14 protein-coding genes and 1 pseudogene are annotated in these 23,931 nt (G+C 25.0%); 6 read left to right on the top strand and 9 right to left on the bottom strand.

Features of this window, described 5'->3' with window-relative positions:
* Positions 1 to 90: 90 nt before the first annotated feature.
* The 5 genes from EXC58_RS03690 to EXC58_RS03710 are packed head-to-tail and all read left to right on the top strand — an operon-like array spanning position 91 to position 5,251.
* Positions 91 to 354 (top strand): HPr family phosphocarrier protein, encoded by a 264-nt coding sequence (locus EXC58_RS03690; protein ID WP_129725685.1) that lies wholly within the window; start codon positions 91 to 93, stop codon positions 352 to 354.
* Between the two features lie 42 nt (positions 355 to 396).
* A complete protein-coding gene (locus tag EXC58_RS03695) occupies positions 397 to 1,329 on the top strand; it encodes an ABC transporter permease subunit (RefSeq protein WP_129725686.1) in 933 nt (310 codons plus the stop codon).
* Positions 1,319 to 2,386 (top strand): ABC transporter permease, encoded by a 1,068-nt coding sequence (locus EXC58_RS03700; protein ID WP_129725687.1) that lies wholly within the window; start codon positions 1,319 to 1,321, stop codon positions 2,384 to 2,386. Before EXC58_RS03695 ends, EXC58_RS03700 begins: the two co-directional genes overlap by 11 nt.
* A 6-nt stretch (positions 2,387 to 2,392) precedes the next feature.
* A complete protein-coding gene (locus tag EXC58_RS03705; RefSeq protein WP_129725688.1) occupies positions 2,393 to 4,411 on the top strand; it encodes an OppA family ABC transporter substrate-binding lipoprotein in 2,019 nt (672 codons plus the stop codon).
* A gap of 57 nt (positions 4,412 to 4,468) precedes the next feature.
* Positions 4,469 to 5,251, top strand: a complete 783-nt coding sequence (locus EXC58_RS03710; protein ID WP_129725689.1) for an MAG0110 family membrane protein — start codon at positions 4,469 to 4,471, stop codon at positions 5,249 to 5,251.
* A 198-nt stretch (positions 5,252 to 5,449) separates the two neighbouring features.
* Here the strand turns inward: EXC58_RS03710 and EXC58_RS03715 are convergent, their stop codons facing one another.
* From EXC58_RS03715 to EXC58_RS03750, 8 genes are all read right to left on the bottom strand, one after another.
* Entirely contained in the window at positions 5,450 to 6,913 is a 1,464-nt protein-coding gene (locus tag EXC58_RS03715; RefSeq protein ID WP_129725690.1) for an MnuA family membrane nuclease, read from the bottom strand.
* A 228-nt stretch (positions 6,914 to 7,141) separates the two neighbouring features.
* Positions 7,142 to 7,486 carry a transglutaminase domain-containing protein gene (locus EXC58_RS03720; protein ID WP_129725691.1) on the bottom strand — a complete coding sequence of 115 codons (345 nt, stop codon included), beginning with the start codon at positions 7,484 to 7,486 and terminating at the stop codon, positions 7,142 to 7,144.
* Positions 7,487 to 7,794: 308 nt separating this feature from the next.
* Positions 7,795 to 9,174 carry a hypothetical protein gene (locus EXC58_RS03725; RefSeq protein ID WP_129725692.1) on the bottom strand — a complete coding sequence of 460 codons (1,380 nt, stop codon included), beginning with the start codon at positions 9,172 to 9,174 and terminating at the stop codon, positions 7,795 to 7,797.
* Positions 9,175 to 9,263: 89 nt separating this feature from the next.
* Positions 9,264 to 10,615, bottom strand: a protein-coding gene (locus tag EXC58_RS03730; RefSeq protein WP_129725212.1) for an IS3 family transposase whose coding sequence is annotated in 2 segments (ribosomal slippage) — positions 9,264 to 10,174 and positions 10,174 to 10,615 — 1,353 coding nt in all. Because the reading frame shifts where the segments join, the coding sequence is not laid out codon by codon here.
* 105 nt (positions 10,616 to 10,720) lie between these two features.
* Positions 10,721 to 10,957 (bottom strand): hypothetical protein, encoded by a 237-nt coding sequence (locus tag EXC58_RS03735; RefSeq protein ID WP_129725693.1) that lies wholly within the window; start codon positions 10,955 to 10,957, stop codon positions 10,721 to 10,723.
* Positions 10,958 to 11,419: 462 nt separating this feature from the next.
* Complete coding sequence (locus EXC58_RS03740; RefSeq protein WP_129725694.1) at positions 11,420 to 13,513, bottom strand: transglutaminase-like domain-containing protein; 2,094 nt, start codon at positions 13,511 to 13,513, stop codon at positions 11,420 to 11,422.
* Positions 13,514 to 13,609: 96 nt separating this feature from the next.
* Entirely contained in the window at positions 13,610 to 16,591 is a 2,982-nt protein-coding gene (locus EXC58_RS03745) for a hypothetical protein (RefSeq protein WP_129725695.1), read from the bottom strand.
* Between the two features lie 905 nt (positions 16,592 to 17,496).
* A complete protein-coding gene (locus EXC58_RS03750; RefSeq protein WP_129725696.1) occupies positions 17,497 to 19,566 on the bottom strand; it encodes a transglutaminase-like domain-containing protein in 2,070 nt (689 codons plus the stop codon).
* Positions 19,567 to 20,375: 809 nt separating this feature from the next.
* On the opposite strand from EXC58_RS03750, the pseudogene EXC58_RS03755 reads away from it, so the two are divergent.
* Positions 20,376 to 21,728: pseudogene (locus tag EXC58_RS03755) on the top strand (IS3 family transposase).
* A gap of 56 nt (positions 21,729 to 21,784) precedes the next feature.
* Here EXC58_RS03755 and EXC58_RS03760 read toward each other — a convergent pair.
* A complete protein-coding gene (locus EXC58_RS03760) occupies positions 21,785 to 23,908 on the bottom strand; it encodes a transglutaminase-like domain-containing protein (protein ID WP_129725697.1) in 2,124 nt (707 codons plus the stop codon).
* Positions 23,909 to 23,931 lie beyond the last annotated feature (23 nt).

Raw genomic sequence — 23,931 nt, forward strand, 5'->3', positions numbered from 1 at the left:
TGATTTATCTTTTAGCAATATCTGCAAAATAAAGCGTAATTTTTGCTATAATTTTTCTATAAATCATAAATATTTTTAATAGAGGAGTTTATGAAAGAAATTACAGTAAAAATTCTAGATCCAATTGGTCTACACGCTCGTCCAGCTTCAAATTTAGTTTCAGTGGCAACTAAATTCTCTTCAAATATCAAATTAGTTTCAAATGGAAGAGAAGCTAACTTAAAATCAATTATGAATGTTATGGCTTTAGGTGTAAAAAGTGGATCTGAAGTAACATTTAAATTTGACGGAACTGATGAAGACGCTGCCTTTGAAGCAATTAAAGAAGTTTTAAAGAAAGAAAACATCGCCTAATAAAGATCGCAATTGCTGCGGTTTTTTTGTAGAGAGATTAAAATGAAAGCCTTAAATATAGTGCTAAAAAAAGGATTATGAGGACTTGTTTCCTTATTTTTAGTACTAAGTCTTTCATTTTTTATTTTGTCCTTTATTATTTCACCAGTTGGTAATATATTAACTAATTACTTTAAATATCTTGGAAGTATTTTTAGTTTTAAATTTGGCTTTATTGTTAATTCAAATAACCAAATTTCTTTTGGTAAGGTTGGGGAGTTTTATGATTTTTACTTTCAAAAAAGCTTGCTCTTAATTATCCCTTCTTTTATAATTTCGTTACTATTTGGACTTATTTTTGGAAGTTTAAGTGCTTATATTAAAAATAAATTTTTTGACCAATTCATTGTTGGAACTTTATATTTATTTTCTTCACTACCGATTTTTATTTTAGCTCCTATTTTAATTATTTATTCAGAACAAATTAACTGGCCTTCTTTAATTATTGAACCTGAAGAATACCAAATTGCATCAGTAATTCAAAGTCTATTTTTTCCGAATTTACTTATTTTTGTATTATGTATGTCTTTTTTTACTTTAAAAGTTAAAGAATCTACTAGTGAAGTTTTAAAACAAACATACATTAAATTTGCTCGAGCAAAGGGAATTTCAGAAACAAGAATTTTCTTTAAACATGTGTTGAAAAATGCATTTGTAAATTTTTCTTCTTCAATTACTGTTTTATATGCTTTTGTCCTTTCGTATTCATTAATTGTAGAAAGAGTGTTTCAACTTCAAGGTCAAAGCATTATTTTAATTAATGCATTTAGTCAAGGTGAAATTTATTTAATTTTGTATTTTATTTTCGCAACAGTAATTTCAATTATCATCTTTCAACTTATTATTGAATTAATATTAGTGTCAGCAAATCCAATTTATAAAGATAATCTTTATAAAAGTGTGTTTACTTTCAAAAGGAGATTTAATGAACAATAAATTTTCGTTTACCAAAGTAAATAGTACTTATTTGGAAAATCAAAACTTCAAAAATTCCGTAAATTACTCACTTACTAAAAGATTTTTTAAAAATAAGTTAAATCTAACTTTGGTAATTATTACTATTTGTTGGATTTTTGGTATCTGAATTGCTAATTTAACTTACCAAAATTCTAGTTATATTCCTGATCATGATAGCTTTTTAACTTATAATCTTCCTTCTTCGCTTTATCCGATAATTAGTCGCTCTTTTGACAAAGGGCCTTATACTGATTATTTATTTAAACTTCAAGATCAAGGAATAATTAAGCTAGATAATATAAAAAATTTTCAATCTACTTTTACAATAACTTTTAATCCTTATAATGTCATTGAAGCTATTAGTGGAAAACATCTTTTTTATTTACTAGGAACAAATTACAATGGAGTAGATAATTTAGCCATTTTACTAAATTCTTTTTCGTTAACGTTTTTAATTTTACTAATATCTGCACTAATTCAGGGAATATTAGGAATTTATATCGGAACAACATTAGGATATTTTTATCAAGGAAAAACTTCAAAAATTTCCTTTTGAATTATTAGCGTACTAATGATTATTCCATTTTTGTTTTTAAATATTATTGTTTTTAGTTTAAGTGGATATTCATTTATTAAAGCAATTTTAATTTTAGGAATTATTGGATTTTTTGCTATTTTTTACTTTGCATATAACAATACTGTAATAATTATGCAAAAGCAATACATTCTTGCTTATAAAGTTTTAGGTCTTAGTCCTTGAAAAATTATTTATCGAATTGTAAAAATAAACTTTTTCACATGTTTACCGCTACTTGCTGAGCAACTTTCTCTTGGACTTATTTCATTAGCTTCACTTGCTTTTTTTAATATCTCCGATATTTATCAACATGCAAATATCGGAAATTTATATAAGCAAATTATCGATAATCCTTCAAATATCGGATTATTTATTTGCACATTTACCATTTCGATTTTATTTATTATTTTGTGAAAAATGCTTGCAATTAATGTGGCAAAAAACTTTTGAAATAGATAGGAAAAAATGAAATTTAAAAAAATATGATTAACATCTTTGCCGCTTTTGTTTACTTCGTTTGTGGTTGGATGCGCTTCTCCTTCTCAAATTAAAAGCAAACAAAATTATGTAAGAAATTATAATCAAGCAAATCAGTATGCTGATGGCATTTTTCCTATTTTTGAAAATCGTAAATATCAAAATGATATTGAAAAAGCTCTTTTTGCACCTCTACTAAAATATAATTCCTTTGATAATTTAATTGTCGATAAAGTTAATAACATCATCACTCAACCTTCAAAAAGTCGTTTATCTTTTTATTTAGCATCGGCAATTAAGTTGCATTTTGCTGATAATACTTCACTAACTTATACTAATGATAATTTCACAAATAATACAGATTTAAACAATAACTACATTACCAATCTTTTTTCTAGCGACATTACTTCAATTAATCATCCTGATTTTTGAAACAATTTAAAAAAAGCTCAGCAAATTACATTTGAATTAAAAAATGATCTTTATTATTCTAAATATAATGGTGATTTAAGTAATAATAAATTTCAAGCCCAAGATCTTATTTCAAATTTATCTCCACAAATTATGAAAGATTTCGAAAAACAATATGGGGTGCAAATTAGTGCTAAAAATAACTTGCTTATCATTAAATCTAGCAAAAACTTAGCTGATAGTTTTATTAAATTTGAGCTAATGGCTAATATGATCTTTAACCCCCAACCAATAAACTTAAAAGCAAAAAATAACTATAAAGATAAACTTTATCTTTCCAAATACTTACCTTATCAAAATCAAATAAATTTAATTAGACTAATAAAAAACAAATTTTCACCTGATAAAAGTTTTAATATTGCTCTTAATACTATTGATCAAATAACTTTAAAATATAACCCAACTCCATTAGATATTGAAACATTCAGAATTCAACAACTGCGTTCCTTTAGACAAAATTTAATTTCTGAAGTTCCTTTTAATATTTTTAATAACATTCAAAAAGATGATATTTTAGGTCGTTCACGACAATATGGTTTAAGAGAAATTTTTCAAAGTAATAATTTGCAAATTAATCAAAGATTTTATTTTGCCAATTCTTTTGACAAACAAAAACCCAATCAATTTAATGATGCCTTTAAAGAATTTTACTTCCAAAATTCCCAAGCAAGTTATCTTTTTAAATATTATTTAAGTAGAATTTATTCACTGTTTGCAAAAGCTCTTTATTTAGATAATCAATATTATTGAAATTCATTATCTTTACCATTAATGAAACTAAATAACAACAAAAGTGAACATAGCAACATTAAAACTTTAAGTGATGCTTATAGTGAAATTAATATTCAAGATATTTATCTTTATTCTCAAAATACAAATAAAAAAGTTAATTATTTTGATTTAAAAAATAGTTATTTTACTAAAAAGAATATCTTAGATTTTCAAAAACAATTACCAAGCATTGTTTTTGAGGAAATTAAAAAAGAATTAAATTTCATTATTGATAAATATTTAAATAATTCTCAAAAAATATTGCAATTTAATGTGCCGATTTTAGATTCTGATTCAGAAAAAGAAATTCAATTATTTGAATATTATGTAAATTTATTAAACTCAATATCACCAAAAATGAGAGTTAAAGTTCAAAAGACATCTTTAAAAGAATTACAGGAAAATAATTATTTTATTTCATTTCAAATATTCGAATATCCAAATAATACTATTGAAAGTTATTTTAAATTAATTTGGAATAACCATTTAACAAGAACTTATTTAAATAATCAATTCGCTTTTAATAACTATCCGATTTTAAAATCAATTGATTTTAATTTAGAAAAAGCTGTAAAGCTCATCCAAAATCAAAATTTAAAAGCTCAAATTAATTTAATTAATGAACTTAATAATTTAATTGTGCTTCCATTTGATACCAAAAATATTGATAATTCAAAAAACTTAAACAAAGTTCTTGTACAAAATTATTACCAATTTCCACTATCTAGTGATGGAATAGTTAATTTTGAGGACATTAGAATTTAGAATTTTTTCAACTTTAAAAAATGCTTATAGTTTAGTAAAAAATATATAATTATTAATATGTTAAACAATCTTTTTAATAAAACAAATCAAAACAACTTTCAAACATTTGAATTAAATGCAGCTCACAAAAAGTATTATGCATTTACATTTTTAACTTTTGCTATTAGTTTATTAATTTTTTCAGGACTAATAGTTGGAGAATTTTTCCTTTTTGATTGGGTTGGCAAATATCATTCTGATAAATTCTTTTATCTTTATTTTGTTATGATGTTTGCCTTTTTTGTTTATTTTGGAGTTTCGATTGCTTATGGCTCTTCTTGAAAAAAAGGTGTGGGAATTACGTTTGCTTTTTGATTAGTGGTCCAAATCACTTTACCGCTATTAATTTCTAGCGGGTTATACTATTTAAAAATAACAGGTGATTTAAATGAATACATTCTAATTGCTATTTTTATAATTCCTGCGGTAATTATACTCATTACTGGTGCATTATCATATTTTGGATTAGTGGATTTAACTAAAATTAAAAAAGTTTACATAACACTATTTTTTGTGATTCTTTTTACTTTTTTTGTTTCGCTTATTTTATTTTTTACAACCCCAAGCACAAATAGTGGATTTTATAGAATTGTTGATTTTATCTTACCTCTTTTATATACTTTATTTTTATCATTTGGAACCTTTTTTACATGAAGAAAAACTTTTCAAGATAGCGAAACTTTAGTGCTTACAGATAATTCAGAAATTGCAAAATTAGCCTTTAAAAATGGAGTAGATCTCTTTGTTAACTTTGCCTTATTAGTATTTTATGTTTTATCAATTTTTACTCGAAGAAGATAAAAGACTAAAAAAATCAAAATCTTTTAATCTCAAGTTTTTCTTGAGATTTTTTATTTTTTAACATATTAACAACTTTGTTCATTTCGATAATTAATAAAAAAACCAGCTAAAAAATCAAATGTATCTCCAAGTTATTTTTTTATTACTTTACTTTTGAAATACATTAAAAATTTAAGCTAGTTTAATAATGAAAATACTTTAATTTTTAAAACTTAAAGATAATCAAACTGGAAGATGATCTGAAACAATATATCTTAGAACATATCAAATGCTATTTGAGTTTTTGTCTGCCTTTTTTCCTTTATTGAGTTTAACATTAAAAAGTCGAAGATATTCATTATTAACATAATTTTGAAACTCTTGATTTTCTATATAGTTTTTGAAAATATCATATTTAAATAAATCACGATTTTTTGGATCTTGATCAAAATTATCTTTATCATAAAACATGCGATCATAAGGCTGAGCATATGCATCATTATAATTTTGAGCTAAAGTTGCTTCTCTAAGTCTTGCTGGCATTCTTAAAGAGGTGCTTGATTCTTGATTATCACTTCAACCACTTAAATATCCTTTAGTCACTAAATTAATAAAAAGATCTGAAGAATCTACAGGGATATTTGTATCCCCACCAAAAACTATATTTTTAGCTCCTGCTTGTTTAAAGAAATCAAAAACCTTATCTAAATGGTATGCTTCAACTCCTTCTTGATAACCAATTGCTCCGTTAAATAATTTCAAATTATGATTTAAATCATTAAAGCCTTTTTCAATCCCCTTCTTTTTACCAGGAGAATCGAAGTGATCAAATATTGTTGTAAAAGATTTTTCAGTTCCATTTACATTAAACATCACCCCAAATGGTGGACGTACATATGAAGTTACATAATCTTCATTTTTAAATGGCAAATCAATTTCACCTTTAAATGATTTTTGAGTAGTACCGTCACTAAAAGGAATTGGAGATAATTTATTAGTATCATATAAAATAACTACCGATTCTTGTACATCTTTTGAAGAATCTTCGTTATAATCACTCTTAGGTTGATAAATCATTTGATAGTGGCGCTTTGAATTTGCAAGTAAGTTTAATTTATCAACAATTAAACTTACAGCTTCATAACTACCATTATTAATTTCAGTTAATCCAATTACATCTGGATTAATTTCTGAAAGAATTTTGCTAATAATTGAAACCTTAAATTCATTTGTTTGCGGTTGCTTATTTGGATAATTTAAAATGTTTCAATGAGCAATCCTTAACCCTTCTGCTTCTTGAATTTGAGGGGTGTTTGTTTTATTTGATTCTACTGAAATAGGTTTTTCAGTTTGTGCAACTTTTGGAGATGTAGTTCCTTGTAAGTTCTTATCACTTTCTAAAGTTTTTTTGGTTTTATTTTGTATATTATCTTCAGACAAAGTATTACTTTTAAAATCACTTGGATTGGGATTTATAGGTGTAGTGTCATTTTCTTTAGATGGAGTGTTTTTATTTATAGTTTTTTTAAGATTTTCAGCATTTTTGATTGCTTTACTTAAAGAATTATAAAAATCACTTTCGCTTTGAGGACTACTTTGAGATTCATAAGCTGATGAACAAGAGCTTGAAATAGCGATTGGAATTGTGCTACTTAAAAGAATACTTAATAGCTTAAAATTCATCAACTTTTTCATGATAAATAAATTATATTCTTTATTATTTATGAACCAAAAATAAAAAATACTTTTTTAACAAAAACATCAAATTTAATTTAAATTAGGAAATATTATTTTTTACAAGGGTTTCGATAGTACATTTACCTTTAAAACTAATTTGTTGTTTTGATTTTTTAAATAATAACCAATACAATTAATTGTATTGGTTATTATTATTATTATTGTCATTTAACTTTAAATACTATCAGGAAGATCTTTATATTCGTATTCTGGTGTGTTTTTAAAAAACATTATAGTGCTTTGATATGAAGCTATGTCAAGCTTAAATTGATTCATATGCTCAGAACTTCGCTCTAAGAATAAATCTTCATCATCTTTAAGTTCGAATGTTTTCTGAATATAAGAATTTTCATTATAATCAAATCAAGTCAAATTAATAGCTTTTCATCTTCCGTCAACAAAAACTTCATTTCAAGCATGAGACCCATTGGAAATTGGACCAGATGCATCTCCTACAACAGGGCCTCCTAAAATGCGAACCGGAATATTTAAAATTGTAAGAGCCGCCGCTAAATTCATTGAGTAACCAACACATTGAATTTCGGGATCGTTGGTAAAAATTTGAGTTGGATTGTAAAATCCATAACCATTGTAGTTAAATTTCTTTTTTATAGGAGATAAATATAAAGAGTTAGTTGCAATATAATAAGCAACTGTTTTTATTTTCTTCTTAGAATCTCAATTTTTGTCAATAATTTTAGGTAATATTTCTTTTCAATGGTTAAATCATTTTTTATATTCAGGGATTGGATTAATTCATTGAGCATCATCAATGGCAGATTTTCCTTTTTTAACTTCTTCGTCAGTTAGCTCAGTTGTGTAGTCTACTATATAACCATTTTCTTTTTTCTTATTTGAACAGGTTTTATTAGTTCTGAATTTATAGATTTATATAAACCATCTGAAAATAAATTTGGCTTTTCAAATAAAAGATTGTTGTAAATACTAAAGCCTTCAATTGATCCAAGTGAGTATTCATCCTTTATTTCAACTAGTTTTTGATAATTGTAAAATTTTTTGTAATCAAATTTTTTTATTGAGCTTCAGTCCAAAAATTCGTATTCTTTATTATCAAATAAATCTTTTTTAAAATTAACGGTTGGTTTTTGAAAGGAAACTTTTGATAAATTAAGTTTATTAATTTCACTAATTACTGATATTTCTTTATTATAATATCCTGAAAAAATTCTTAGTCCTTTTTGTTTAACGTCATTGTAATTTACTTTTTCTGGGTGTTGTTCATTTATGTTTCAAAGCTCAAAATATCTATTTGGTTGAAAATTAATTTGTCTTTCTAAATAATCGCTAATTATTTTATTATCTTTAAATTTTTTATCTATTTGTAAAGCCAAAATATCTTTATCCTCAATTTTAGAGATTTGATCGTCTGTTTTTACAAAAACTCAATTTCATCTTTGATAATATTTAATTCAGTTTTTAATATATTCGTCATTAATTTTAATTCGTTGATAATTTCCACTATAGTATTTGCTAGGCTCTAGTGAAAATTTACCATTTTTATCAATTCCTCATTGAAAATCCACGAATTCACCATAATTATTTTGATAGTAATACAAAATTTTCTTTAATCTTTCAAGTGGTTGAAGATAGTATGGATATTTTTCATATAATTTAATTTGTTCTTTTAACTTATAAATATAAAAATCTTTTAAGTAATTTTGCGAATTGATTGTTTGGTTTTGTTCTGATAAAGTTTTAATTTCATTTGATTTTTGAATGAAAATTTTCTTTCATTCATCTTTATCTTCAGAAGTTAAGACTAAATCATCAGAATTTAAAAATGCTTGTTTTCAAATTTTATAGTTGTGAAGTAAAAAGATTCGTTGTATACGTTTTATGTCTCGATAATCATCATAATCTTCATCTTGTTCTATTTGTTTGATATTATCATTAACAAATGATAAAAAATCTTCTGAAATTGGGAATTTTTTATAATCTAAGATAATTTTTTGAAGATTAGATTTTGTTTCAGATAATCCTTGTTTTGCTAAATACGAAAGCTCTTCTCAAGGAATTTTATCTGTTAGTGAACTAGGTGGGAACCCGACTGAATTTTGTGAAAATAAAGAAATTCTATTTTCTTTATGAAGTATGAGACTTTGTGGCAAAAAAACACAAGATGCAGTGCCTAATGCACTAATTAAAAGTAATGTGAATTTCGTGTTTTGTAATTTTAAAAACTTCATATTATTTTAATTATAACGGTTTACATAAAAAAGAAAAAAGGCCCCTTTGGTTAGCAGTTTGATATGAACCCCAAAAGTTAGACAAAAAATTATTGAAGGAACTTAGTTCTGTATTGGACAGGGCTAAGTCCTTTTAATCTAACTTTAATTCTTTTGTTATTGTAGTAATCAATGTAATTGATAATAGCTTTTTCTAATTGTTCAAGCGATTTAAAAGTATGTTCCTTGCCATAAAACATTTCTGTTTTTAAAACTCCAAAAAATGATTCCATCATCCCATTATCTGGACTATTACCTTTTCGGGACATTGAAGCTTTTATCTCTTTAGAATTTAAAAATTTGTGATAACTATTATGTTGATATTGTCAACCTTGATCACTGTGTAAAATTGTTCCACTATATTTAGCTTTTGTGAAAGCCTTTTTAAGCATTTTTTCAACTTGCAATAAATTTGGGGAGCGAGATATAGTAAAACTGATAATTTCGCTATTATAACCATCTAAAATAGCTGACAAATAAAGTTTTTGAGAATGACTAGGTAAAGCAAATTCAGTAATGTCAGTGTAACATTTTTGCAATGGTTTTTTAGAATAAAAATCTCGATTAATAAGGTTTGGAGCTTTTTTGCCCACTTCGCCTTTGTATGATTTATATTTTTTACGCTTACGATTTCCGCCAATTAAATTTAGCAAATTCATAAGTCTTTTTACTTTTTTATGATTTACCAAATATCCACGATTTTTGAGTTCTAAAGTAATACGACGATATCCATAACTGCCTCTATGTTCATTATATATAGATATAATTTCGTCTTTAAAATTTTTATTTTTATCAGCTGAATTGATTTTTTTAAGATGATAATAATAAGTTGAACGTGATAGTTGAGCAATTTTTAATAAAATTTTTAATGAGAATCCTTCGTCGACCATTTCTTTAACTTTTTGGCTTTTATATTCTGTAAGTCTTTTTGATCCAACGGGATCCCTTTTAACTTTTTTAGGAAAATCACCTCAGTTCTAAGATATTCAATCTCTTGTTTAGCTTTTTCAAGTGGTGTTAATTTTTCTCAAGTTTTCTTTGGTTTACGTCCCATTTTTGATGGCCTTCCTTTTTTCTTTTCAACAATAGTATACCCATTTTTCTTGTATTGAATAATTCAATTTGAAAGAATTCCTCAATTAGGTAATCCATATTGAAGTGAAATTTCTCTTGTAGAATGTCCTTTAAGAAGAACTTGATTAATCATTTCTAATTTTATTTGTGGAGAATAATATTGATTTTTAGTCTTTTTAACAATTTCAATTCCGTGACGATTTATCAGTGCGACAATATATTTTATAATTGCACGATTTACTCTAAATTTTATTGTTAAAGATTTTTCAGTAAATCCTTTTTTACGTAATTGATATATTTTGATTTTGTCTTCGTAACTTAGTTTCATAAAAATGAACCCCTTAATTTTGGATTTTATTGTCCAACTTTAGGGGTTCATATCAGTTAAGTCCAAATTTTGGGTTTTTTGATTTCGAATAGCACAAAAATCTTATTAATTATTATCTAGTTCTTCAATTGAAACTATTACTTGTTTTGCTTTGAGATATCAAATCTGGTTTTTATCATAATCTCAACTAGCCATAACATAGAAAAAATCAAGTTTGTTAGGAGCTCAATCATTTATTTTATTAATAGCTAAATATTCTGAATGTATATAATGAGTATTACTGTCTTTAGCAGATGAATTGTGATACATTTCTCCATAACCCCGAGTTCATTCATTAGACATGTTGTATTCTCAGGTTTTGATTGTTGGTTGGGTCAGTTTCTGTTGTATCAAGGTATCAAATTCTGAAGGAATATTCTTTTTGAGATTTATTTCTTAACCTAAGGGAAAATTTTTGAATAATAGAAACACTATCGGGGGTTTTTCCAAGATATAATGTGCTAAATCAACCACCAAAGCGATATTTATCATAATAATCTCCATACCCTGTAAGGGCATTGGTTCGTCCTGAATCATTTTTATAAATGTAAGTTTCAATGGTATTTCTATAAAGATTTGAGTTTATGATTGTTTCTCTTCATTTTTTATAAGTATTAATTTTATCATTAAGTTCTTATTTTGCCTCTGTTAATTCTTGATTGATTGAATTTTTTATTGCTCAAGCTCAATTTTTGTAATTAATAAAAGATATGAACCCTTTAAGTTTGGATTTTATTGTCCAACTTTCGGGGTTCATATCTTTTTTTAAAGACTATCAGGAAGATCTTGGTACTCATATTCTGGCGGGTTTTTGAAAAACATTAAGGTAGTTTCATATGAACTAATGTTAAGTTTTAATTGATTCATTCACTCAGAATTACGTTCTAAGAATAAGTCTTCATCATCTTTAAGTTCATAACTGATATTTTTATCAAATGTGTTTTCATTTAAATCTCAATTTGTTAAGTCAATTGCCTTTCATCTTCCGTCAACAAAAACTTCATTTCAAGCGTGTCCACCCTCTGCGAATGTTCCCGTTGGAGTTCCTACAACAGGACCTCCTAAAATTCGCACAGGAATATTTAAAATAGTTAAAGCGGCAGCTAAATTCATCGAGTAACCAACACACTGAATTTCAGGGTCATTTGTAAAAATTTGTGTTGGATTATAAAATCCATACCCATTGTAATTAAAATGTTTGTCTATCGGAGAAAGATATAAAGAATTAGTAGCAATATAGTAAGCTAACGCCTTAATTTTGGTTTTTATATCTCAGTTTTTATTGATAATTTTAGGTAAAACTTCTTTTCAATGATTAAATCATTTTTTGTATTGGGGAATTGGATTAATTCACTGAGCATCTTTAAAAGTACTTTTACCTTGTTTGATTTCTTCTTCAGTTAATGGGTTTGTGTAGTCTACTATATAATCATTTTCTTTTATTCTTCTATGAACGGGATTTATTAGTTCTGAATAAAAGGAGCGGTAATGAGAATCTGAAAATAAGTTGGGTTGCTTTCATAATAAATCATTATAGATATTAAAACCAGGTCCAGAACTAGCTATTTTGTTTTTTGATAACTCTACAAAATTTTGATATTTGTAAAATTTTTCGTAATCAAAACGTTTTAATTGGCTATTATCAAAAAATTTGTATTCTTTATCTCCATTTTTGATTTTTTTAATATCAAAATTTATTTTTGTTTGGAAATTATTAAATTTTAATCCTAATTTATTTATTTCGTCAATTGTTTGGTTTTGAATTCTATTATATTCTGAAAACAAGTATGTAGAGTCTTGCTTTTTAAAATAATTTATATTTACTTTTTCGGGGTTTTTCAAATTTATAGTTCAAAGTTTATGATATCTATCTGAAGCGAAATTTATTTGTCTTTTGATATAGTCGCTAATTATTTTATTGCTTTTAAATTTTTCATTTATTTGTAAAGCTTTTATATCTTTGTCTTCAATTTTATCTATTTGATCTTGTGGTTTAACAAAAATTCAATTTCATCTTGAATAATATTTTAATCAATTAGAAATATATTTATCATCAACATAAGCTTGCCGAACATTTCCGCTGTAATATTTGCTAGGGTCTAATGAAAATTTATTATCTTTATCAATTCCTCATTGAAAATCAACATATTTTTCGTAATTATTTTGATAGTGATATAAAATTTTTTTTAAACGTTCTAAAGGCTGAAAATAATATGGATGTTGTTCATATAAGTTAATTTGTTGTTTTAACTTATAAATATAAAAATCTTTTAAGTAGTTTTTTGAATTGATTATTTGGTTTTCTTCTGATAAAGTTTTAATTTCATTTGATTTTTTAATGAAAATTTTATTTCATTCATCTTTATCTTCAGAAGTTAAAACTAAATCATCAGAATTTAAAAATGCTTGCTTTCAAAGTTTATAATTATAAAATAAAAAGATTCGTTGTATACGTTTTACATTTCAATAATCATCATAATCTTTAACTATATCTTTTTCTTGTTCTATTTGTCTGATATTATAATTAACAAATGATAAAAAATCTTCTGAAATTGGGAATTTTTTAGAATCTAAAATAATTTTTTGAAGATTAGATTTTATTCCGGATAATCCGGCTTTTTCTCAATATGAAAGTTCTTCTTTAGGAAAATTTTTTATTCTTAATTTAGGTATATTATTTTTATTAATAGAAAAAGGAGGTTCAGGAGAAGCTGAAATACCTGAATTTTGTGAAAAATAAGAAATGATTTTTGTTTTGTGAAGTATAAGACTTGGAGATAAAAAAACACAAAATGTAGTAGCTGGTGTGCTAGTTAAAAGTAATGTTAATTTCATGCTTTGTAATTTTAAAAACTTCATATTATTTTAATTATAAAAGTTCACAAAAAAAGACTATTTGGTTAACTGTTAAGCAGAACTTTTGTTGTTTTTAATTTGTAGTAACACAAGATCTTATTAATTATTATCTAGCTCTTCGATTGAAACTATTACTTGTTTTGCTTTGAGATCTCAAATCAATTTTTTATTTTTATCTCAACTAGCCATAGCGTAGATAAATTCAACTTTATTAGGAGCTCAATCATTTATTTTATTAATAACAAAATATTCAGAATGTATATAATTAGTATTACTGTCTTTAGCAGATGAATTGTGATACATTTCTCCAAGACCAATTTGTCATTTATCAGACATGTTGTATTCTCAGGTTTTGATTGTTGATTTTAATTGTTTGGTTGAGTCAGATTCATTTGTATCGATGTATCAAATTCTGAAGGTGTGTTCCCCTTGGGCTTTATTTCTTAACCTAAGGGGAAATTTTTGAATAACAGAAACACTATCAGGGGTTTTTCCAGGATATAATTTGCTAAAGTAATCACCAAAGTAATATTTATCATAATAATCTCCATACCCTGTAAGGGCATTAGTTCTTCCTGAATCATTTTTATAATTGTAAGTTTCAGTCGCATTTTTATAGAGATTTGAGTTTATGATTGCTTCTCTTCATTTTTTGTAGTTATTAATTTTATCATTAAGGTCTATTTTCGCGCTGTCTAATTGATTTTGTAGTTCTTGTTTTTCTTTATTAAGTTGTTGTCGAATTGCTTCACTTGTTTCTAATGATTTTTTAGTAACATATAAATTAGAATTTAACTGGCCTTTTTGGTCATTAAGGTCATTTATTGTATTTTGGTCTTGTTGATGTTGAATTTCGCCGTTTATTCGGATTTGTTCCTTTTCTCTTAGAGCTTGATCTTTTTGAGAAATAGCATTTTGAAGTTCTTTTTCTTTAGCACTAATGGTATTTTGCAACTTGGTGATTTTTGCTTGGTTTTGAGTGTCTTTTTTAGCTAATAATTTCTTTTCTTTTTCTAATTGTTTTTTCTGCTTTTTGGTATCTTCTAATTCTTTTTTAGATTGGTTAGCTTGAATAGTTGTTTTATCGATAATAGCATTTTGCATTTCTAAAGTTTTCTCAGATAATTTACTAATTCTATTAGTGTATTGCTCAACATAATTTATTTGAGCATTTAAATCACTTCCTAGACTTGATAAATCTTGTAATCTAAGCAAGTTTTCTAGTTCTGTAGTTGGAAGACTTAATCTTTTAGCAGTATCAACAATTTTTTGGGCTTCGGTTTTTGTTGAATTATAAGCATTATTTAGTGTTGTGATATTCCTTGATAACACACTTGAAAATCTTGCTTGTTTTGCTTGTAATTCTTGAATTTGAGTTTGAATTGCTTGGTTTTGTGATTGAAGATTAATGATTTGTTCATTTGATTTTTGAGTTTTGAAGTCAAAATCTTTTTGAGCTACTTCATTATATAAATTACTTAACTCTGTTGATTTTTGGATTAAATTTTTAATACTTGCTAATTTCTCTTCAGTTGTAGTGATTTCATTAAAATCTATTAATTGTTCATCTAATTTGATTTGTAACTGTGAAACATCAATACTATTATCAATTTCTCTAATTAAATTATTTGCTTTAACTTTAAGATCATCATATACAGATTTAATAGAATTAAAAGTACTTTCTGCTTGTAAATTGTTGTTATCTAGTTCAGAATTTAAAGTAGTAAGTTGAGCTTGGGTATTTCTTAAAGATTCTTGAATAGATTCTAGCGAGTTTTTGTTTTGTGCTAATTCTGTATTGATATTATCTAAAGCTTTCTCATTATCTGAAAGTTTTTGTTGTTGTTCAGTAAGTTCTGATTTAGCATTTTCAAGCTCAGTTTTTGTGCTTAATAAATCTTCTTTAGTTTTAGAAAGTTCTTCTTCTAAAGTAGTTTTTTGGGTATTTAAAGAATCTATTTGAGCTTGAAGGACTTGAGTTTGACTTTCTAAATCACTAATTTGTTTAGCTTGATTTACAATTTCTAATCCTTTTTCTTGATTTCATTTTGTATATAAAGGAATAAGCACATTTCTGATTAAATCGTATCCTTTAACAATTTTTTCAAAACTATTTTGCACCACATTTAAATCATAGCTTTGCACATCTGAATAGTCGTTATTATCTTGAGCATCTGCTAATGATTCATTCATTTGATCTAGTAACTCACTAAAAACAGTTTCTTTTGTTTTTATAAGTTTTAAATTTTTTTGAATTTGAGTTTTAATTTTTTCAGATTGGTCTGCACCAAATTGTTCAAAATCAAAATCATTAAAATCTTGTAAACTATTTTTAAATTGTTTAATTGATTTTAAGTAAAATCTTAATTGACTAGCCAGTTTTTCAGCTAATTCTTTAATTTTTTCGTCTCTTTGACCAATTTGTTCTTTAAGATTGCTTACTTCTTGATTGTGTTTATTAATTTGTCCAACAATTAAGCTAATGCTACTATTTAATTGATTCAAAAAAATGTTTTGTGATTTTTGGATAGCTTTAAAAGCTTTAACTGCACTCTTTGTGTCATTAAAAGTAATTTGTTCAAGTGAATTTAATAAATTTTTTGCTTTATTGAGCGATTCAGTAATTCCTTGTTGGGTTTCTTGGATTAAATTATTAGTTTTGTTTAAAAGATTTTTGAGTGTTTTAGTTAAGGTCGATACTTTTTTAACTAAATTACTTTTTCAATTTTGAAGTGGTTTTTCAAATTCTTTATATCCATCTTCGGAAATTTTTTGTTGATTGACTTTACTTAAAAAATCATCTAAATTTTCACTAGATAAATTGTTTTCTTGTAAGTTTTGAACTAGAAATTGCAAATTCTTACTTTGTGATTGTAATGTTTGAATTTTTGATTTATCTTCTTTATTTGCAATACTATATTCTTGAAATTGCAAATTAAGTAAATTTATTTGTTCATTTAAAGAGCTAATTTTAGTTTCATAAATATTTTTTGTAGTTCCAATAGCTATACCTGAAGTAGCGCCTATAAGCGAAATTCCTCCAATAACTAATAACAAATGCCTTTTGGATATTATTTTCATGTTTAAACCTCTCTTGATTATTGATATTAATTTTTATTAAAAGAACTTTTAAGATTCTTTTAATGTTGGATTTTGATATATTAGAATTTTGTTTTTGGTATAAAGATTTGTTTTAAAAATCGAAATCATAGATTTCTTCATCAGATTTACAATTTTGCTTTAAAATTACATTTTTAATTTTTAATCAAATATTTATATGCTATAATTAGTTTCTATTGCATTTGAATATTTACTATTAAATAAATTAAAAAATATTTGCGTAATTTTACTATCAAAAATTAATATCAACTTTAAAATGATATTTTTGTATAAATTTGATTAAAAAACAAAACTTTATCTAAATTATGCTATTTACCTCCTAGATTTTTTAATTAGTTTGTATTTTATAATTTAATAAACTTCAGATATATTTAAAATTACTAATATACAAACTTTTAATATTTTATTGTCAATAATTTTTATTGACATCTTAATTATATTTTGAATTTTAAAAATATGTATAAATAAAAAGAATTTTTTGAAAATATGGAAAATTACCACAAAATGGCTCTATTTTGTGGTTTTTAGTACATTCATTAAAAACTAAAATAAAAAATATGAACTCTAAAAGTAATATAAAGATAAATTGTTTGTTAAAAATATAAAAATAGTGGCAACGTGCAAAGAATACTTTTAAAAATAAAAAATTTGACTTTTTTGTTCAATGAATATAAAAAAAATTAGGCTAAAAATAGCATCAAGATTCTGATTATCTTAAATTTTTAAAAGTCATTAGCCCTTTGATGTTATGAAAATATAATAACTAGAATAACTAAATATTAAAAAATAAAAGCTTAGTTCTTTGACTCATAGAACTAAGCTTTTAATAATCTTTTTTTAATTTTTTAAATGCATATTATTTTATCTTAAATACTATCAGGAAGACCTTTATATTCGTATTGTGGAGGATTTTTAAAAAACATTATAGTACTTTGATATGAAGAAAGACTTAATTTAAAATTATTCATTCATTCTGAATTACGTTCTAAGAATAAGTCATCACTATCATCAAGTTCAAAGGTTTTTAGTTTTCTTTTAGGGTTATAATTTTCAGGTAAATCTCAATTAGTTAAATCAATTGCTTTTCATCTTCCGTCAACAAAAACTTCATTTCAAGCGTGTCCGCCCTCTGCCACCGTTGATAGAGAAGAACCAAAATATGGCCCTCCCAAAATTCTTACAGGAATATTTAAAATTGTTAGCGCAGCTGCTAAGTTCATCGAATAACCAACACACTGAATTTCTGGATCCTTTGTGAAAATTTGAGACGGATTATAAAATCCATATCCATTATAGTTAAAATACTTGTCTACTGGAGATAAATAAACAGAATTAGTGGCAATATAATAAGCTACTGTCTTGATTTTGGTTTTAGTATCTCAGTTTTTGTTGATGATATTTGGTAAAACTTCTTTTCAATGATTAAATCATCTTTTGTATTCAGGAATTGGGTTAATTCAGATTTCTTTTCCCTGTTTTTTAGCTTCTACTTCTTTGATTTTAAATGTGTAATCTACTATATGACCATTTTCTCTTATTCTTCTTTGAACTGGATTAATTTGTTCTTCCTCAAGACCTAAATATTTAGCATCAGAAAATAAATTTGGTTGGTTTCATAATAAGTTATTGTATATATTAAAATCAGATTCTAGTTCTATATAATCAGAGTCTGGTTTTAAAGTTTTATTTTGGTATTTTCAAAATTTTTCATAGTTAAAATTTTTTAAATTCTGAAAATCTAAAAGAGTATATTTTTTATTATTAAAATTTATATCTTTAACTATTTCGTCTCCTAAAGATTTAAAGTTATTATATTTTTTGTTTGAATATAATTTATTAATTTCAGAGGTTAACTTTTTTTGACTTTCAATATATACTGTATCTAATTCTATTTGGTGCAATCGATTAACATCACTAGATGTTAGATTTTCAGGATTTTTTGAATTTATAGTTCAAAGGGAATTGAATTTATCGGGAGTGAAATTTATTTGTCTTTTGAGGTAATTACTAATTATTTGATTATTTTTTAATTTTTCATCAATTTGTAAAGCTTCAATATATTTGTCTTGAATTTTAGGAATTCTATTTTTATTATCAACAAAAATTCAATTTCATCTTTGATAGTATTTTAATCAGTTTTTAATATAATCATCATTAATAAAAATTAATTGGAAATTTGCACTATAGTATTTGTCAGGTTCTAGTGAAAATTTGTTATTTTTGTCTATTCCTCATTGGAAATCAACATATTCTTCATAATGATTTTGATAGTAATACAAGAGTTTTTGTAACCTTTCTAAAGGTCGAAGATAGTAAGGATATTGTTCATATAACTTAATTTGCTCTTGTAATTTATAAATATAAAATTCTTGCATTTTTTTCAAAAATTCTTTAGAAGAACTATCCATTTTTGAGTCTTTAACAAAAATTAATGCTTTGCTAAATATTTCTTTTTGTTTTTGTTTATCAATATATGATGTTATTAATTCGATTGTATCTTTAAATTTTTTCTTCCAAAAATCATATTTTAGAAAGAAACTCAAAAAGTTTTTAGATAAATTTCAATAATCATCATATTTCGCTTGATTAATTTGATTGATAGTATCATTGATAAAAGATGAAAAATTTTTTGAAATTGGAAATTCTTTAAAATCTAGAATGAGTTTTTGGAGTTTAAATTTTAATTCATTTAATTCTTTTTGTTGTCAGTTAAATAATTTTAATTTAAAAGATTCATTTTTAGGGGGTTTAGATGGTTTTGCTTTTTCATTTTCTAAGATGTATATATTTGATTTTTGAGGAAAAAAGGAAATATCGCTTTTCTTAAAATAAAAAAGACTTTGAGGTAAAAAAACAAAAGTTGTGGTTGCTAGTGTGGTTGCTAAAAGTAGTGTGAATTTGACACTTTTTAATGTAATAAAATTAAGAAATCTCATATTTTTAAAATATAACACTAATTATAATAATAATATAAATTTATTTGTTTTTAATAATTTAATAATTTTTTCCAATCCAATTTGCTCAATTCCTACAATTATAGTTTTGGTTTTTCACCCTAGTAAAGGATCATTTACTGTAGATTTATTTTTATGATAATCTGATATAACATTTGTAAATTCAATTTGGTTTTTATCTTTAGAAACTGCTTTAGTAATTAAATATTCTAACTGAATTTGGGAATTATCATAATTATTTTCTTTGTGATTTTCTGTATATCAGGTTTGATTTTTTATTTAAAAACATATCTTTAGTTAAGTTTAAGTCAAAATATTTTAATTGGTTTGATTCCACAGATTCAGTCGTATCAATATATCAATACCTTAATGGTCTCAATTGATAATTACTTTGATTTTATTCAAAACAACATTATTTGGTTTTTTCATAATTAATATCAGTAAAATATTTGCCTCAATTTTGTTTATCATTATCTGGAACAGAGTATCTGATTGAAGATGCATTTATATTGTGGTTTTTTGTGTAATTTAAAAAAGTGCAAGTGGTGCAGTTATCGGAGTGACAATTGTTCAAAGTGTATTCGGATCAAATTCATTGATTTTTCGGTTATAAATTGTAGAATTAAAAAATTGCGTTTTTGTAAATAATTGAATTTAAGATTATGTTTTTATACTTTGTGTAATTTTTATCATTATATGCTTTGTTAAAAGAAAATAACCAATACATTTAATTGTATGATATGAACCCCTAAAGTTGGACAATAAAATCCAAAATTAAGGGGTTCATTTTTATGAAACTAAGTTACGAAGACAAAATCAAAATATATCAATTACGTAAAAAAGGATTTACTGAAAAATCTTTAACAATAAAATTTAGAGTAAATCGTGCAATTATAAAATATATTGTCGCACTGATAAATCGTCACGGAATTGAAATTGTTAAAAAGACTAAAAATCAATATTATTCTCCACAAATAAAATTAGAAATGATTAATCAAGTTCTTCTTAAAGGACATTCTACAAGAGAAATTTCACTTCAATATGGATTACCTAATTGAGGGATTCTTTCAAATTGAATTATTCAATACAAGAAAAATGGGTATACTATTGTTGAAAAGAAAAAAAGGAAGGCCATCAAAAATGGGACGTAAACCAAAGAAAACTTGAGAAAAATTAACACCACTTGAAAAAGCTAAACAAGAGATTGAATATCTTAGAACTGAGGTGATTTTCCTAAAAAAGTTAAAAGGGATCCCGTTGGATCAAAAAGACTTACAGAATATAAAAGCCAAAAAGTTAAAGAAATGGTCGACGAAGGATTCTCATTAAAAATTTTATTAAAAATTGCTCAACTATCACGTTCAACTTATTATTATCATCTTAAAAAAATCAATTCAGCTGATAAAAATAAAAATTTTAAAGACGAAATTATATCTATATATAATGAACATAGAGGCAGTTATGGATATCGTCGTATTACTTTAGAACTCAAAAATCGTGGATATTTGGTAAATCATAAAAAAGTAAAAAGACTTATGAATTTGCTAAATTTAATTGGCGGAAATCGTAAGCGTAAAAAATATAAATCATACAAAGGCGAAGTGGGCAAAAAAGCTCCAAACCTTATTAATCGAGATTTTTATTCTAAAAAACCATTGCAAAAATGTTACACTGACATTACTGAATTTGCTTTACCTAGTCATTCTCAAAAACTTTATTTGTCAGCTATTTTAGATGGTTATAATAGCGAAATTATCAGTTTTACTATATCTCGCTCCCCAAATTTATTGCAAGTTGAAAAAATGCTTAAAAAGGCTTTCACAAAAGCTAAATATAGTGGAACAATTTTACACAGTGATCAAGGTTGACAATATCAACATAATAGTTATCACAAATTTTTAAATTCTAAAGAGATAAAAGCTTCAATGTCCCGAAAAGGTAATAGTCCAGATAATGGGATGATGGAATCATTTTTTGGAGTTTTAAAAACAGAAATGTTTTATGGCAAGGAACATACTTTTAAATCGCTTGAACAATTAGAAAAAGCTATTATCAATTACATTGATTACTACAATAACAAAAGAATTAAAGTTAGATTAAAAGGACTTAGCCCTGTCCAATACAGAACTAAGTTCCTTCAATAATTTTTTGTCTAACTTTTGGGGTTCATATCAGTATTGGTTATTTTTGCTATTTAATTTTAAATATTATCGGGAAGATCTTTATATTCGTATTCTTTAGGGTTTTTGAAAAACATTATAGTACTTTGATATGAAGAAACACTTAATTTAAAATTATTCATTCATTCTGAATTACGTTCTAAGAATAAATCGCCACTATCGTCAAGCTCAAATGCCTTCGGTTTTCTTTTAGAACTATAATTTTCAGGCAAATCTCAATTAGTTAAATCAATCGCTTTTCATCTTCCATCAACAAAAACTTCATTTCAAGCGTGAGATCCATCTGCGATTGTTGCTATATCAGAACCAAAGTATGGACCACCTAAAATTCTTACTGGAATATTTAAAATTGTTAATGCAGCTGCTAAATTCATTGAATATCCAACACACTGAATTTCTGGGTTGTTTGTGAAAATTTGAGTCGAATTAGCAAAACCGTAACCATTGTAATTAAAATCTTTATCTCTAGGAGATAAATAAATAGAATTAGTAGCAATATAATAAGCTACTGCCTTTATTTTGGTTTTGGTATCTCAATTTTTATTAATAATTTTAGGTAGAACTTCTTTTCAATGATTAAATCATTTTTTGTATTCGGGAATTGGGTTTTTTCAAATCTCTTTCCTTTTCTTTCTGGCTTCTTCTTTTTTCAAACTAAATGTGTAATCTACTATATAACCATTTTCTGTTATTCTTCTTTGAGTTGGATTAACTAAATATTCTTTAACATTAGAATAAAGAGCATCTGAAAATAAATTTGGATGTTTTCACAATAAATTATTATATACATTAAAATCGGAAAACAATCATATTAAATCAGAGTCCGGAATTATATCTGTGTTTTGGTATTTTAAAAATTTTTCAAAGTTAAAATTTTTTATGTTTTGATAATCTCTAAGACGATATTTTTTATTATTAATATTTATTTTATAAGGATTGACGTAATCATAGGTACCTCAAGGTTGAAAGTTGTTATATTTTTGTTTTGAGTATAGTTGATTGATTTCAAAAACTGTTTTTTCGGGTATTTTATTATATTTTTTATCTTTATTATTATCGAATTGTTCAACATCATTAGCTTTTACTTCTTCAGGGTGTTGTGGATTTATATTTCAAAGCTCTTGATATTTATCTGGGGCAAAGTTAATTTGTCTTTTTATATAATCACTAATTATTTTATTATTTTTAAATTTTGGATCTATTTGTAAAGCTTTGATATTTTTATCTTCAATTTTAGGAATTTGGTCTTCTGGTTTTACAAAAACTCAATTTCATCTTTGATAGTATTTAAGTCAGTTTTTAATGTATTCGTCATTAATTTGAACTAATTGATAATTTCCACTATAGTATTTGCTTGGTTCTAAAGAAAACTTATTGTTTTTATCTATGCCCCATTGAAAATCAACATATTCTTCATAATGGTTTTGATAGTAATATAAAAGCTTTTTTAATCTTTCTAAAGGTTGAAGATAGTATGGATGTTGTTCGTATAGCTTAATTTGTTGTTTTAGTTTGTAAATGTAAAATTCTTTAGGTTTCAGCAAAAAGAATTCAGTAATTTTATCAATATTCCCTTCTTTAATAAAAGATAGTGCTCTAATTAGTATTTCATTTTGGATTTGTTTATCATTGTCTGATGTTATTAAATCTTTAGTGTATTTAAATTCTTCTTTTCAAGATTTATAGTTATTAAAAAAATAGATTCATTGTGTACGTTTTATGTTTCAATAATCATCATCATATTTAGCTTGTTCAATTTTCTTGATATTATCATTAACAAATGATAAAAAATCTTCTGAAATTGGAAAATTCTTAAAATCTAAGACAATTTTTTGAAGACTTAATTTTATTTCTAATAATTCTTCTCGATTCGAATCTGATAGTTTTGTTTTATATTGGTTTAAATCTATTTTTTTTATTTGTAATTTAGGATTTTCATCTTTAATTCGGGAATTAATGGGAACATTTTCCGAAACTAGTTCAGGTCCTGGTTGATTAGAAGTTACCAATTTCTCTTGGACTGAATTTTTTTTATAAGGTATAAGACTTTGACAGGAATAAACAAAAGATGTAGTAACTGGTATACTTGCTAAAAGCAATGTGAATTTAACATTTTTTAATGTAAGAAAATTAAAAAATTTCATATTATTATAATTATAATGGTGAT

The sequence above is a fragment of the Mycoplasmopsis citelli genome (genome assembly GCF_900660645.1).
Lineage (GTDB): Bacteria > Bacillota_I > Bacilli_A > Mycoplasmatales > Metamycoplasmataceae > Mycoplasmopsis > Mycoplasmopsis citelli.